The sequence below is a fragment of the Candidatus Methylobacter favarea genome (assembly GCF_902806695.1).
GTDB classification, from domain to species: Bacteria; Pseudomonadota; Gammaproteobacteria; order Methylococcales; family Methylomonadaceae; genus Methylobacter_B; species Methylobacter_B favarea.
Genome location: NZ_CADCXN010000111.1, coordinates 1 through 14,361, shown reverse-complemented (window position 1 = coordinate 14,361; position 14,361 = coordinate 1). Strand labels below are relative to the sequence as shown.

18 protein-coding genes and 2 pseudogenes are annotated in these 14,361 nt (G+C 46.0%); 16 read left to right on the top strand and 4 right to left on the bottom strand.

The window, feature by feature from the left end; all coding sequences use genetic code 11:
* The first annotated feature begins 115 nt into the window (after nt 1–115).
* The 11 genes from HUX64_RS17055 (at nt 116) to HUX64_RS19375 (ending at nt 7,066) form a co-directional block, all read left to right on the top strand.
* Entirely contained in the window at nt 116–1,267 is a 1,152-nt protein-coding gene (locus tag HUX64_RS17055) for a hypothetical protein (RefSeq protein ID WP_174627408.1), read from the top strand.
* Between the two features lie 161 nt (nt 1,268–1,428).
* Nucleotides 1,429–2,091, top strand: a complete 663-nt coding sequence (locus tag HUX64_RS17050) for a hypothetical protein (RefSeq protein ID WP_174627407.1) — start codon at nt 1,429–1,431, stop codon at nt 2,089–2,091.
* Nucleotides 2,092–2,145: 54 nt separating this feature from the next.
* Nucleotides 2,146–2,937, top strand: coding sequence for a hypothetical protein (locus HUX64_RS17045; protein ID WP_174627406.1), 792 nt, complete (start codon nt 2,146–2,148; stop codon nt 2,935–2,937).
* Nucleotides 2,934–4,271, top strand: a complete 1,338-nt coding sequence (locus HUX64_RS17040) for a hypothetical protein (RefSeq protein WP_174627405.1) — start codon at nt 2,934–2,936, stop codon at nt 4,269–4,271. Before HUX64_RS17045 ends, HUX64_RS17040 begins: the two co-directional genes overlap by 4 nt.
* A 9-nt stretch (nt 4,272–4,280) precedes the next feature.
* Nucleotides 4,281–5,057 carry a hypothetical protein gene (locus HUX64_RS17035; RefSeq protein WP_174627404.1) on the top strand — a complete coding sequence of 259 codons (777 nt, stop codon included), beginning with the start codon at nt 4,281–4,283 and terminating at the stop codon, nt 5,055–5,057.
* Between the two features lie 72 nt (nt 5,058–5,129).
* The gene (locus tag HUX64_RS17030) at nt 5,130–5,276 is read left to right on the top strand and encodes a hypothetical protein (protein ID WP_174627403.1); all 147 of its coding nucleotides are present in this window, start codon (nt 5,130–5,132) and stop codon (nt 5,274–5,276) included.
* 18 nt (nt 5,277–5,294) lie between these two features.
* Nucleotides 5,295–5,603 (top strand): topoisomerase DNA-binding C4 zinc finger domain-containing protein, encoded by a 309-nt coding sequence (locus HUX64_RS17025; protein WP_174627402.1) that lies wholly within the window; start codon nt 5,295–5,297, stop codon nt 5,601–5,603.
* 226 nt (nt 5,604–5,829) lie between these two features.
* Nucleotides 5,830–6,078: a hypothetical protein gene (locus HUX64_RS19390; RefSeq protein ID WP_217426596.1), complete on the top strand. Its 249-nt coding sequence runs from the start codon at nt 5,830–5,832 to the stop codon at nt 6,076–6,078.
* Between the two features lie 9 nt (nt 6,079–6,087).
* Nucleotides 6,088–6,420: an aminotransferase class V-fold PLP-dependent enzyme gene (locus tag HUX64_RS19385; RefSeq protein WP_217426595.1), complete on the top strand. Its 333-nt coding sequence runs from the start codon at nt 6,088–6,090 to the stop codon at nt 6,418–6,420.
* Nucleotides 6,421–6,425: 5 nt separating this feature from the next.
* Complete coding sequence (locus HUX64_RS19380) at nt 6,426–6,770, top strand: hypothetical protein (protein ID WP_217426594.1); 345 nt, start codon at nt 6,426–6,428, stop codon at nt 6,768–6,770.
* Nucleotides 6,767–7,066, top strand: a complete 300-nt coding sequence (locus tag HUX64_RS19375) for a kynureninase/PvdN C-terminal domain-containing protein (protein ID WP_217426593.1) — start codon at nt 6,767–6,769, stop codon at nt 7,064–7,066. The genes HUX64_RS19380 and HUX64_RS19375 overlap by 4 nt, the downstream gene beginning before the upstream one ends.
* Nucleotides 7,067–7,169: 103 nt before the next feature.
* Here the strand turns inward: HUX64_RS19375 and maiA are convergent, their stop codons facing one another.
* From maiA to hppD, 4 genes are read right to left on the bottom strand one after another with little or no spacing between them, the layout of a single operon-like run.
* Complete coding sequence (gene maiA, locus HUX64_RS17010; RefSeq protein ID WP_217426592.1) at nt 7,170–7,817, bottom strand: maleylacetoacetate isomerase; 648 nt, start codon at nt 7,815–7,817, stop codon at nt 7,170–7,172.
* Nucleotides 7,808–8,788, bottom strand: coding sequence for a fumarylacetoacetate hydrolase family protein (locus HUX64_RS17005; protein WP_174627400.1), 981 nt, complete (start codon nt 8,786–8,788; stop codon nt 7,808–7,810). The genes maiA and HUX64_RS17005 overlap by 10 nt, the downstream gene beginning before the upstream one ends.
* Complete coding sequence (locus HUX64_RS17000; protein ID WP_174627399.1) at nt 8,785–9,900, bottom strand: homogentisate 1,2-dioxygenase; 1,116 nt, start codon at nt 9,898–9,900, stop codon at nt 8,785–8,787. The genes HUX64_RS17005 and HUX64_RS17000 overlap by 4 nt, the downstream gene beginning before the upstream one ends.
* On the bottom strand, nt 9,900–10,955 hold the full coding sequence (hppD, locus tag HUX64_RS16995; protein ID WP_174627398.1) for a 4-hydroxyphenylpyruvate dioxygenase: 1,056 nt from the start codon (nt 10,953–10,955) through the stop codon (nt 9,900–9,902). The genes HUX64_RS17000 and hppD overlap by 1 nt, the downstream gene beginning before the upstream one ends.
* A gap of 74 nt (nt 10,956–11,029) precedes the next feature.
* On the opposite strand from hppD, the gene HUX64_RS16990 reads away from it, so the two are divergent.
* The 5 genes and pseudogenes from HUX64_RS16990 to HUX64_RS16975 form a co-directional block, all read left to right on the top strand.
* Nucleotides 11,030–11,800, top strand: a complete 771-nt coding sequence (locus tag HUX64_RS16990; RefSeq protein WP_343034420.1) for a tryptophan 2,3-dioxygenase family protein — start codon at nt 11,030–11,032, stop codon at nt 11,798–11,800.
* A gap of 12 nt (nt 11,801–11,812) precedes the next feature.
* Nucleotides 11,813–12,139, top strand: a pseudogene (locus HUX64_RS19370) (tryptophan 2,3-dioxygenase family protein); the annotation flags it as partial.
* A gap of 162 nt (nt 12,140–12,301) precedes the next feature.
* Nucleotides 12,302–13,204 carry a hypothetical protein gene (locus HUX64_RS16985; protein WP_174627397.1) on the top strand — a complete coding sequence of 301 codons (903 nt, stop codon included), beginning with the start codon at nt 12,302–12,304 and terminating at the stop codon, nt 13,202–13,204.
* A gap of 693 nt (nt 13,205–13,897) precedes the next feature.
* A pseudogene (locus HUX64_RS16980) lies at nt 13,898–14,059 on the top strand (DEAD/DEAH box helicase); the annotation flags it as partial.
* A gap of 16 nt (nt 14,060–14,075) precedes the next feature.
* The coding region (locus tag HUX64_RS16975; protein WP_174627409.1) for an alpha/beta fold hydrolase at nt 14,076–14,361 on the top strand (286 nt) is incomplete at its 3' end.

Sequence of the window (14,361 nt, the reverse complement as noted above, 5' to 3'; positions counted from 1 at the left end):
GCAACCGCTTGGCTGGCGCTGACCCGTGATACCGGTCAGCTCACGCAGCTGACTCATTTTCCCTGGCTTCAATCCGCTCAGGCTCAGGTTAATTTTTGTCCGGGGGCTTTTTGAGATGCGTATTACAGATAATTCTCTTATCTTTATTGATGAGTTTGATGCAACTAAAGAAAACATTCTCAACATTATTATTGAATCTGGCATGAAGCATCGGATCAATCTTCTTGATCTTTTTTTAAACATTCATAATCACCTGATGCAAAACGAATGTCCTGAAAGTTTGCTTCAAGAATCAGAATACAGAAAACAGATTCAAGAAAATAAGAGCAGAAAATGGCTTTCACCAAGGGAACAGATCGAATCATTCAAGGAAAAGACGGAACAAATATTTCAAAAGTACAAACTTCAACATACCTGTAAATCACATGAAAAATTTTCTACCGATAAGCGAAACTTCCTTTTTTATGATTATCATTTTCACAATGTCCTTGATGCTCACAACAAAAGAATTGAAATAATTCAAGACTATGATAATAGAGCCAATTGGATTAATGCTGTTGATTTTGAGAACACTGTACGAGGCATTGATATTCGTACCCTCTTAAGCGAAATTTCTGGTTTTTTGTCTTATTACCAACGTGGAATCAGCTACATAGCCGATAATTACCGGCACCTTAAGAATGAACATGATGCCATTCAAGAGGCGTTTCCACTTGAATCGGCCGTACGAACGACACTTAACCATTTCCGGTTAGATGGCACCGATGTTGAGTTTCTTTGCAAGAATATAATGGAAGGAGAGATGCCCTATGTGGGGCATGAGGATCGTTATGCAATTCAGCGGCAGAATTTTTATGAAACTGGTTTCCGCTATCATGACATAATCGATAGCGAGGAACACGACACATTATCGAAAATATATATGTATAATTTTAGTCAGACACCGGAATCGTTTTTATCAGGTATCTGCACAAAGGCTTTGGTGGTTGGTATTTCAGCAACTGCGGGTCTTTATACCAATATTGGAAACTATGATCTTGAATATCTTAAATCAAGGCTCGGAAAATCATTTATTCGCCTTGATGGTGAAGATTTGCAAAGGTTAAAAATAAATTTTGAGGAAACCACAAAAGGATATGAGCAAGTTGAGCTTAAAATCAAATTTATAGATTCCGGTTCACGGGAAGAATCAATCGCTCTGCTTGAAGTCCAGCTTGGAGATAGATTGGAGATAGAGAAGCAGCTACTGCTCTATGGAATAAGCTAAGAAGTTCACTTCCCGATAAGGATGAAAATGCAATAAGCCATATTTACAGCCGTTGTCTCAGGGTTCTTAGTGTCTGGAAATATTTTCTCGAAACTCCATCATCTCGTGTATTTCTTTGCCTGTTCAATAAACTTCCGAAAGAATCGGAACCTTCATTTGACTTGGCTATTATCCGGGAATATGCGAATCTGATCGGTGAAAGCATTTTTGGAGAAAATTATAGAATCGAAAAAGATTCTATTGTCGTGCTTAACAGTGAAAACTATGAGGAGTGCAAAAACAAGCTATTGTCCGAATTGCAAAAAGGTCAACGGAAGTTTATTTTGTCTACTTATCAAACAGTTGGGGCAGGACAAAATCTTCAATTTCCTATACCTGAAACGGCCGACCCAATACAAATAAATTCATTTCCAGCACGGCCAGACATGGATATTGATGGCATATATCTTGATCGTCCAACAAACCTGATAGTTAATATTTACAATGACACTTTTAAAGACAATGAATTTATAAAATATTTATTTCAGCTTGAATTTTTGGTAGAAAATGGAGCAATCTCACCAAAGGCATTTAAAAGCAAACTTGATGAAGCTTTTCATCGGTATGTGGGACGCATAAAGCCTAAACGCAAGCTTGAAGATTTTACCAGCTTATATAATACCGATGCCTACACACGTTACCTAAATAAAGTCATAATTCAGGCTGTGGGGAGAATATGCCGATCCAACATGAAAGCGCCAACCATTCACATTCTTGCCGATGCCTCCATTAAAAAGCATCTTGCTGGTTTTGACCTTCCCGATGATGTGATTCCGGTACGATAATATTCAGCGCTTGCAAATGCCGTCGGGAGAACGACTCAAGCTTCAGCCGATCGGGTGGATGCCCAAAACAGAGCTGCTTCTAGGAGCAATCGAACCGCCGCCTATATCAACAAGCAAATCAACACTCCCTGGACAGAAGAAAGCATTCTGGAATGGCAGAAATTAAGAAAACAGACATTAAAACAACCTGCCATATCTAGAGAAAATGCATGCGATTATAAATGGCGCAATATTTACGTGTGCCTTCCTATCCCTGCTAATTCATATTCTTATGCGGAAGAAAACGATTACCGGGATGTCGAAATTTTCTTCACTGCCCACCGAGGAAGACGACAGGTCAGCGAGAGTGCTGCCCGACTTACCGAATTAATGAAAATACCTCTCTTGAAAGAACATTTTAAATCCGCCGGATGGGCTATTAGTTTCCCTGAATCCGTACTGATGCTGACTCCGCCTGTTTTTAACAACATATATAAAGGCGCCCTTGGAGAAGTATGCGGAGCCTATATCTTTAAAAATTTACTAGGAATCAATCTTTTTGAGTTAGACGTTCATGAATTCGAGCTGTTCGACTTTAAAACTGCTGATGGAATTTATGTCGATTTTAAGCTCTGGAGCGATCAGATAGGAATCGTAGCAAAAGAACAGATCGAAAAAATAAGATCGAAAATCGAGAAAACATCGGCTTCAAGAGTTTACATCGTCAATATTCTAGCCTCAGAAAATACGCAATTTAAACCTATTATCTCAAAGGATGGAAAAATTATTGAAGTTCCATTTCTTTGCAAAAATAGTGATATTAATGGAGAGGCCATAAACTTTATTGGGAAGGAATTTTGTAGATGACTATCAGAACAAATAGATTAAATATCCATTTCAACATTCCGGAAATCGAGAAGGACTTTACTTTTATTCGCCTTGAAAGAAATCAAAAAGAACGTTGGTGGGGAGCAAAGGAACTTGACATAATAATGGAAGACGAAGGATGTAAGGCTCGTGCCGTGTGCTTTGCACAACATGCTTATGCTATGTTTTACAGATCAACTATTACAGATATATATGAATTTCTTAATAGCCTTCGTAAAAAACCAGAATTTTCTTCATTATCTGTAATAGAAGTGTTTCCTGAATCAAAATATATAGGAAATGCTAACAGTATATGTGGCGTGACTCTTGCGCGTATATTAATTAACTCACTTGCTGCATCAAAATCACGCTATTCAAATTTTCATTTTTCAAATTTAACAGGATCATTGCTGCTTGTTCCTTCATTTTCTAAAAAGCTATATGACTCAATTTCTGTTGCCGAAATATCAATAACTAAAACTGAATTTGAAAAAGAATTTTTGCTTAATGTCAGCGTTGGTACTTATCGAAAAAAAATTAGTTTATTACATGAATTTAATACTGCTAACGTAACAAGAAAAGAAGATATTAAAAAATTATTACGAAGGCCTGAATATTATTATCATGCAGGACGAAACTGTTTAATTCGTTGGCTGTCATTTAGCGACTCAACTTCCGATCCAAAACTTACGTATATTAAATGTGCAAACAATGGAAGACGGCTACATACAAACTTTATCGAGTTTGATAGCCTCAGTAATTTTGAATCTAGTCGAGCAGGTATATTCCATAGTATTTTCAAAAGCATAAAAAATGAGCTTTCAAAATATATGCATGTTGAGTCCTTTTCACGAGATTTTGACCATAGCCTTGGCTTGACTCACCCCATCATGAAAAATCCAAGTCAGCTCCTTTCCAAGTTGGATGGTACACCGATGAGAATTGTTGATTGCATAGGAAATGACGAATCAGCCGAACTGACAAGAACTTTAAAAAAAGCCCTTGCTCCCTATGTTTCTGACCAAAAGCAGATAACTATTGGCAAAAAAGATAAAGTTAATACTCTCAATTTCCGCATCATTCATAATGCTGCATATTATGAAGATAATGGTTTGAAAGATGAGTATTTACCTTCCACTGATGACTATCATCGCCAACACCTTACTTTTGAAGCTTCCAACTCGGGCATCCATGAAGCCATGGTCAAAACGCTCATCAAGGAACAACTTATTAAAAGAGATATCGCTCAAGGACAATTGAGCCTGTTTGATTGGCTTAAACTAAATGCGACAAAAGTATGGATATTTGCCGCCTGCGATAAAAAAGCCAAATGATTTGTCTTTATGGATATAAAGCCAGATGGATCTTTTGCTTTCAGGGAACTTGATGGAACTGACATATTCGATCTTGGCGAATATCAGCAATATATTAACTACCTAGAATCAGCTAAAAAGGATGAACGGAAATCCGGATTGACTATTGAAGGGCTTGTTGCTTCCGAAAATGGTGATATTAATCTGATCTTTCGTACAAATGAAATTACGTTGCCACAACTTGAGGAAATAGAAGCAATTATTCGAGAGGTGGATATAGAACTCCCGCTTGGCAAACGCACTGGTTTTGAGCTCGCTAAACTCGTTGATACATTCGCAAATCCACAAGAATCTACCAGCGATAAGCTGAATTTATTTTCTGACGACCTAAAGAAATTGGGAAACGATGAAATGCAGAAAAGCCAATTTAGAATATTGCTGAATGAACAACTCGGAAAAAATACAAAGTTGGCTACAAGTTTACGCGACTTTCTTTTATTTGACCATGCTATTCGCCTTAGCTTTCCCAAGCAGAGAGAAAGGCTGGAAACACTTTTTGACGCTACCTTAAATATCAAATATTTTAGCGAAACAGAACGAGAAGCTTTTTACTGTGTTGGAGATCGTCGTGAAAATGTCCAGTTCTCATTTAAAGATGCATGCTATTTGCGCAAAATAATTGCTGTTAATGAATCTAAATTGATTTTCAAGAAACTACTCCCAACGATGAATGTAGATTTTGTTCGTACCGGGCAAAGCACCGTTATTCCGTTTCCTTTTAAGTACTTGAGGGAATATATGAAGTAACCCAGCCCCCCTTTCTGAGCTTGGGGAAAACCAAAAATCATTTAGCAAACAGCATTGCCGTAGCTGATAGGATTGAGGACAATAAGTCCTCTTTCCTCGATTTATTATACTTCATCGAGACCCTTACACTACATTATTACCCAAGTGGAAGGGGTAGTGCCGGGTATCAACAAAATGGCTGAAGATGAACAGCTTCGGGCAAGTTTTGTCGATGAGTAAATCCGGCCCTTGTTGTATGTGGCTTCGACCCACGCCAAACATCATGTGTATCTGGTTAGCGATGCCAATAAAGCCTCCCATTTTATCAGCGAACTCATCAATAACAAGTATGAAATTCTCTGCGGCGAATTTATCGATGAAAAATTCCAGGATAAGGTAGCCGATATTGTCTGTAGTGAATGTAAAATCGGCTACATGGCGCTCAGGGATAGTCAACATGGCAGCTTTTTTGGATGCAGCCACTATCCGCGCTATGCATTCATACGCATCGGCCTGCCAATGATGCGGCGACGGTTTGAAGGAAAACGGCCGGTTTCGGGTTTGTGAAAATAAACGCTGCAATTATGTGGAGCCGGTTTATCCCAAGTGCGGCGGCAAGATGATCTTAAGAAAAGGTCCTTCCGGGCAGTTCTGGGGATGCTCGCATTACCGTAAAGATGCAAAGTTCTCCTGTACGCATACCGAGAAATTTATTGATTTAAATGCCGCCCGGCATAAAAGCTTGCCTGCTGAGATATACAGCATCACTTTTAGGGGTTAGTCGACATTCGAAATGAACTTAAAGCCCACAAAATCTCATTCCATTGAATCATCCATTCTTGCGTTAGGCTCGGGGAAGTTAACTGAACCACGCATTATCCGGCATATACGGCCCTTGTTTTCCCGTTCCCTGCAATACTCCAGGGATGTGATTTATCTGGCTAATCCTTCACTCGGCCGAGCGCTGGATCAAACTGAAAATGATGTCAAGGAAGGGCTCGGGTATTGGTACACTGATCGGGAAAGGGCCTGGAGTATGTGACTGCAGGAGATGGCTGCCTTCCGCCTGCGGGTGGCGACGCTGATCCATGCGCCTCGCCCTGATTGCGTGGTTCCCAGCGCCAGCGCAGGCCAGGGCTTGCGTACCGTCCTCAATTGTTACGACCAACCGGTCCGGGTCATTACCAGCAGCGATGAATTCAATTCGATTGATCACATACTTAAGACTTATGGCCGGCGCGGCCGCATTCAGTTAAAACGCTTAGCGCCGGAAAAAGGCCGCCTTTACCGGATTGAGGACTTCCTGAATGCAATCAAAGAGGGAAGCGATCTGGTCGTGCTCTCGATGGTCATGTTCACTACCGGGCAACTCTATCCGATCTGACGGATTTGATAAAAGCGGCCCATGCCCGGGGCGCAAAGGTGCTGCTTGATCTCTACCACGCCGCAGGAATTGTACCGGTAGACCTTGCAGCGCTGGACACCGTTTTTGCGAGCGGCGGAAGTTACAAATATTTAAGCGGCGGGCCCGGCGCCGGCTGGCTTTATCTGCACCCCCGCCACCTGGACGGCAGCCTGAACACGCTCGATTCAGGCTGGTTCGCAGAGCCCGATCCCTTTGCTTTTGAAAGGCCCCAGCGCCTGAAGCAGGAGCGGGCGGCAATCGCTTTCTGGAATCAACGCCGGCCATCCTGCCCTTTTATCAGGCCCGGGCAGGACTCATCTTTACTTTGACCATAGGCGTTGAGCGTTTGCGCCCTTATTCCCTGAAACAGCAGAGACACCTTGAGGAATTACTGCAAAAATACGGCATCCCTTCTCTTGGCCGGCTTAAAGAACGGGGCGCCTTTATCGCTCTTCCAAACCCACAGGCTCAACTCATTGCTGAAAGGCTTGAGAAAACCGGCGTCATCTGTGACGCACGGGAAGAACTGCTGCGCTTTTGTCCTGATATTCTCACTACCCGGGAAGAACTGACTATTGCTGTCGCTAAATTGGCTGAAATCCGAAATACGGTTCCTTGGCAGTAATGAGATCAGGCAGTGAGTTAGACGCGCGAAAAACCTGGTTGCAATGGAAAGAAAGTTGGTGATGCGCGTCTAACCCGCCCTACCATCCTTGACGTTACAGGATTTACGGTTCGGCGTCAGGCTGATGTTCCGGAGCGGCATTCAAAAAAGCCGTCTCCTGCAAGCAATGTTGATAAATATCGTTGATCAGCGGGAAATTGTTCATGTCACAATTAAAACGCAGGGCATTATAGACTTGCGGTATCAGAAACGCATCGGCCAGGCCGGGCGTAGCGCCGAAACAATACTGCCCGGAGTAAGCACTGTTCTGCAGCAATTGTTCAAGGGCGGTAAAACCTTCCTGTATCCAGTGGCGATACCAGGCTTCTTTATGGTCATGGTTGAGTGAGTCTTTTAGATAATTCAGCACCCGCAAATTATTGAGCGGATGAATATCGCAGGCAATCAGTTGCGCCAACGAGCGGACCCAGGCGCGGTCCATGGCATCGGCAGGCAGCAATGGCGGAGATGGATGGGCTTCCTCCAGATATTCGATTATCGCGGACGACTGGGTCAGTACCGTATTTTGCACCACCAGCACGGGCACGCGGCCCTGCGGATTCAGCGCCAGAAAATCGGCCTTGAATTGTTCACCGCCGTGTTTGAGCAGGTGAACGGGACGAATTTCATAGTCAATATTTTTCAGGTTCAACGCAATGCGCACCCGGTACGCGGCAGAACTTCTGAAATAGCTGTACAAAACTATCGGCATTGCCTGACTTCCTGTTCAATCGCCCCGAAAACCGAATGCCCCTGCTCATCCAGCATTTCTATCCGGACTTGATCGCCGAAATGCATGAATCCGGTCACGGCTTTGCCGGTTTCGACAATCTCAACGACGCGTTTTTCGACGATGCAGGAATATCCGGTTGTTGAGTCATAGTTGCTGACCGTACCGGAACCGATAATAGTCCCGGCAGACAGTTTTCGAGTCTTCGCGGCATGAGCAATCAATCTGGCAAAATTAAACTGCATGTCCGTGCCGGCATTCGCATGGCCAAATAACTTCCCGTTCCAATGCACCGTCAACGGCAGATGCAGCCTGGAAAGATTCCAGGCTGCACCGAGTTCATCGGGGGTCACAGCGACCGGCGAAAAGGCGCTGGCAGGTTTGCCGTGCAGAAAGCCGAAGCCTTTGGCCAGTTCATCGGGAATCAGTCTGCGCAATGACACATCGTTGATCAACACGATCAGCTTGATATGGGAAGCGGCATCGCCGCAAGATATTCCAAGCTCCACATCGTCGGTAATCACGCCGACTTCAGCTTCAAAATCGATGCCCCAGTCTTCGCTGACGGTTTCGATGGGATCGCAGGCGCCGAGCATGATATCCGAGGCGCCCTGATACATCAGAGGATCATTGAGCAGGCTCTTCGGCAGATCGGCGCCACGCGCTTTTCGCACCCGCTCGACATGACTGAGATAGGCGCTGCCGTCCAGCCATTGATAGGCCCTGGGCAACGGCGCCGCCGCCTGGCAGGCATCGAAAGGAAAAAAATCCATCTCGCCTTCGTTGAGCGCCTGATAAGCCTGTTGCAGCCTGGGTTCCGCCCCGGCCCAATTATCCAGTGCTTCCTGCAAGGTCAAGGCGATATCAGGAACGAATTTAGCCTTTGTCAGTTCTCTGTTAACGACGACCACGCTGCCGTCGCGGTCTGCTGTTTTCAGAGTGGCGAGCTTCATTTCCAGGAATCCACATAGCCGGCCCACTCGATGGCTTCAGCCTGTTTGGAGATTTCCAGCGCATCGCGGGTGTCGATCATCACCGCTACCTCATCGGTCATCGTCCCGCGCTTTTGTCCGGCATTCAGCAAGGCCTTCGGATGAGGGCCGTGGACAATGCCGCAAGGATGCAGGGTCATCATGCCCGGATAGATATGATCGCGGGAAAAAAACTGGCCGGCATGGTAGAAAATCAGCTCATCATAATCGTCATTGCTGTGGAAAAAAGGCACATTCAATGCTTTGGGATCGGACTCAAAAGGCCGCGGCACGAATGTGCAGACGACAAAACGGCCGGTGGCAAAGGTCGTATGCGCTGAAGGCGGCACATGATAGCGGTGGCTCATCAACGGCCTGATATCGCGCCAGTTAAGGCGCACCGGCATCAACGTGCCATGCCAGCCTACGGCGTCCAGCGGATTAAACGGATAGACGATCGTGCTCAGACGGTTCCTTTTTTTAACCACGACGCGCCATTCCACCTCATTTTGCTGTGCGAGAAATACTTCGTCGATCTTCGGAATATCCAGAATCGCCGGATCGAAGATCGCCTGGTTGCTGACCAGCCCTTTTTCGGGCAGCCGATAGCTGTCATTGGTCGCCTCGATCAGCAAGGCGCTGACCGATTTCTTCACGCTCAGGCGCCACATCGTGCCGCGAGGCAACATAAGATAATCGCCCTCGCTAAAACTTAAATGGCCGTAATCGCAGTACAAATCGCCCGCGCCCTGGTGCATGAAGATTAAGTCATCTCCGTCGGCATTTCGAACCAGATGAGCCATATCGCTTTCCAGCTTCATTAAGCGTATTTGTATGTTCGCGTTGCTGAACAGCAGAGCGGCTTCTGACGGGTCGTCTTCCGAAAACACCAGTTTTTGGGTATCAAACGCGTGAGGCCGCAGCGGGCCCTCCACCGTTTTCCAGCCGGTTGGCGGGTGGCGGTGATACATTTGGGTGGAAGGACCATAAAAGCCTTCCTTGCCTAATTCCCGTTCATAGGTGCCGGCCGGAAGATCGGTATGCGCCTGCCGTGAGGCATTGCCTTCCACTTTGGGTATATTGATCCAGGGCATCAGATGACTCCTCTTTTGATCTGGTCGCGCTCGATAGCTTCAAAGAGCGCCTGAAAATTGCCTTCCCCGAATCCTTCATTGCCTTTGCGCTGAATGATTTCGAAGAAGATGGGTCCGATCACGGTAGTGGTAAAAATCTGCAGCAGGAGACCTGCGCCGCGCGCAGGAGCGCCGTCAATCAGGATGCAGTCCTTCCTCAAGCGTTCCAATGGCTCATGATGACCGGGCACCCTTTCAGCGATTGCCTCATAGTAAGTATCAGGCACGTCCATAAAGGGGATGCCATTGCCGCGCAAGCGTTCCACCGCGGCGTAGATGTCATCGGTCGCCAGGGCGATATGCTGAATACCCTCGCCGTGATAGGCTTCCAGATATTCCTGAATTTGCGATTTGGGATCGGTCGGTTCATTGATCGGAATACGAATTTTACCGCAAGGACTGGTCATCGCGCGGGATTTCAAGCCGGTCGCTTTGCCGTGGATATCAAAATAACGGATTTCATGAAAGTCGAACAGTCGCTGGTAAAATTCAGCCCATTTGTCCATGCCCCCGTGGTAAACATTATGGGTCAGGTGGTCTATCGCTGTCAGCCCTATACCTTCAGGTTTTAAATTAACGCCTTCCAGCGGTATAAAATCCACATCATAAATCGAATGGTCTTCGCCATAGCGATCTACCAGATAGATCAGGCTGTGGCCTATGCCCTGAATTGCCGGAATGTTGAGCTCCATCGGGCCGACATTCGCCTGGTAGGGCAAAGCGCCCAATCTGATGGCGCGCTTGAAACACTCGGCGGCATTTTTAACCCGGATTGCAAACGCGCAAATGGAAGGCCCATGCACTTTTGCAAACGCCTGGGCGAAACTGGCCGGCTCATGGTTGATGATAAAATTGATCTGGCCCTGCCGGTAAAGAACCACATCCTTGGAGCGGTGTTTTGCGATGGCGGCAAAACCCATTCTGGTAAATAATCTTTCCAACTCACGGGTGTCCGGCGCGGTATATTCGACGAATTCGAAACCATCTGTTCCGACCGGATTTGATGCATCAGTCATTGCACTGTCTCCGTCTTATTCTGTGATCATTAGGACCCAGTCGTTCCCGATTAAGTTTCACTGCTTCATCAGGACTGATCCGGGTAAAATGCTGTGGTCTGTACTCCAGGAACTATAACTCCACACCGCTTTATTGCAGCGATTACCTGAACTTGAACATGCTGCGGAATTCACAACTTGCTGCAAGCGGCAACTATGAGCAGGAAGCGCATGACGGAATGCTGTTTATCATTACCCATCAGACTTATGAGCTGTGGTTTAAACAAATCCTCCATGAGCTGTTTTCGGCACTGGAACTTTTTTCAGCTATTCCGCTGGATGAGAAAAGCCTGCAAATCATTGCCGTGCGTCTTGGCCGCATTATTCGCAGGCATCAAGTTATCACTCATCAAATCGCCAATTTCGAAACAATGACGCCGCTGGACTTTATAGATTTTTGTAATTACCTGATCCCGGCCTCAGGATTTCCAAGCAGACAGTTTCGCGAAATCGAACTGCGGCTCTGTTTGGCTCATCATTCAAGCAACTTCAGTTTCGAACTTTTAACAAAAAGGACAGCGCCTATGTGGAAGGAATCGCTGGGCAAAAATCGCTGTATGAACGGGTCGATGCCTGGCTGGCCCGCACGCCGTTTTTGGAATTCAAGCACTTCAGTTTCTGGAACAGTTATCGCGGGGCGGTTGAAAAAATGCTGGCGAGCGATGCCGAAATTATTAAAAAACCCGATATTAAGCGACAAGGGAAAAAACCGGCAATTTGCCGAACATGAATCCATCCGGCAGAGCTTTGCCTGCCTGTTTGATCAAGGGCTCTATGAACAACACCGGGAACAGGGACGCTTTTAATTCAATCATAAAGCCACATTGGCCGCCCTTTTCATCCAGCTTTACCGCGACGAGCCGCTGCTGCAACTCCCCTTCCGGGTATTGACCAGCTTGATGGATATCGACGAGCAATTGACTCATTGGCGCAGCAGCCATGCGCTGATGGTGCAGCCGATGCTGGGCAGCAAAATCGGCACCGGCGGCTCCAGCGGATATGACTATCTGGAATCAAGCCTCAGCGGTAAACGCCTATTCGCCGATCTGTTTGATTTATCGACTTACCTGATCCCGCGTTCGCAACTGCCGGCACTGTCTGCGTCTCTCATCTGGAATCTGGGCTTTAATCAGGATTGCCACTAAGCCCTTAAGCAAAAATAATTCACCACAAGGAGGGGAAAAGCACCCTTAATTTTTTTGAGAACTCTAGGCTAAGAACTCTACGCAAAGCCGCAATTTTAGAAACTTATCCAAACCTGCTTATGTCCAATATGGAAAATTCGCAACCTTTAACGGAGGCGTATCATGCAGGATAAATTATTAACCAGTTTTGCCCAAAAGCATCATCTTGAATATTTAACAGCACCATCGCTGATTGCTCTCAGTGAAGGGCAACGAGGGTATTCCCTTAATAAAGCCAAACGTTTCCGCAAATTTCAACGCCGCATCAATACCGAACTGCTCAAACATCGCGTCATTATCGATAATCCGTATACCGCCTGGTTTGAACTAGGCGACCAGAGCCTAGCGCAAATAAAGGCTTTCATCATCCAATTCTCGGTGTTTTCCAATCAGTTTCTGATTGCCCAGCTGAACAAGATGATTCATGCCGAGACGCTGGAAAGCATGCGCGCATCCAAGGAAATACTCGCCAATGAAATCGGCGTCCGCTTCAAGCCGGCCGCGCAATCGAACGGCGAAGGTATTTCCGGACTGACGGAAGGCAGTATCGAAGGCGGCGTCTTTCATTTCGGCGCCGGTCATTTTGAATGGCTGTATTACATTGCCAAAAAACTCGGCCTTTCATTTGCTGAGATAGGCCAGCCAAAACATGGCACCGGAGCCACGCTGTTTTTCTGCAATGAACTCATCCGGCTTTATGGCGGAAATGACTACCAAATCTCACAGGCCGCCAGTTATGCGGTAGAAAACTGGGCCGCCGCCGGATTCTGGCGGCAATTGATCAAAGGCTTCAAAGGCTTTAACGAAAGCACCGGCTCCAACCTGCCTTTGGGCTTTTTTACCTGGCACGATCAGCTGGAATCACAGCATGCCGCGCATACGCAGGAGGAACTGGAGGAGCTTTATTTCACGCTGGAACTGGATGAAGGCGGGTTTATTCATTACGGCAATGAAATGCTCGATGGCGTTGCCGCATTCTGGGACGGTCTGGATGAACAAAGGCGCGAACTGGCGGCCGCTCATTGAACCGTCAGCTCAGCGGACCCAAGCGATAGCGAAATCATCGCCGTTAAGAACTATGGCGAAAATAGAAATCGAGACCGCTTTATGACAGGGTGCGGAGGTCGGCAGGTTATCATTTTGAAAAGAATCTCCGAAAAGATGAACCCGAAGCTTTATTAAAAAAGCTTCAGGCCCTCTATGCGTTTTTTTGAACCTGTCGTGTCTCAAGGCATGAACCAACAAGCCATTGATATGCGTAGCAAAACCTGCGCTAAAAACAGCATGCTAACTGAAGCCTATAAGCTTTTAATAATTTAATTTCAAGCAATAGTTTATTATTTAATCCAAGCCAATCAGATGGGAAACCGTTCAATTTGAGCCAGGAGAGTCTTCTCGTCTCCTACACATTCAATGAAGGAGGCTAAAATTTCCTATCCCCGCCTGAATGAATGATGCATCGCTACTTGAAATTATTTTCACAATGCGTAGTGCTGTATATTAACTCCACCTTGTGGAGCGCTTTTTCAAAAACCGTCAATACGACCGGCGAATATTTACGCCAATTTAAAACTTCCCTAAAAATACACGCGCTTATTCGCTTCGACCTTATGCACTTTTGATGAAAGCTCTATAAAGCCTGGCGTATTCTTGTAAATCGCTAAGGAAACCTTACCTTGAGGATCACGCTTATTATGGGAACGATGTCTGCACTTTTTCACAGGTTCAGGGAAAACCCTGGTTGCATTTCTTGCAGCTATTGACCAGTTGGTGCTGCAGGAAGGACTGGAGTCGCCGCTGCCGGATGAAACCGGAATCCTTTATATATCGCCGCTCAAGGGCTTATCGAACGATATTCATAAAAATCTCGAACTGCCGCTGAGGAACCGGCTCGCCGCTGGAAGAAGCGGCCAGTAAACATTCGGTCTATGTAGAACTTAGCGGCAATGCTGAGGGCATTCCGGTCATTTTTCTGCATGGCGGGCCGTGTTCCGGCACCAAGCCTGATCACCGGCGATTTTTTAATCCTGAACGCTACCGCATTATCCTGTTTGATCAGCGCGGCTGCGGCCAATCTGTGCCTTTTGGCGAGCTGGAAGACAACACCACTGACGATTTAATTGCTGACATGGAGCGCATCCGCCAGCACTTGGGAATAGATAAGTGGCTGGTTTTCGGCGGTT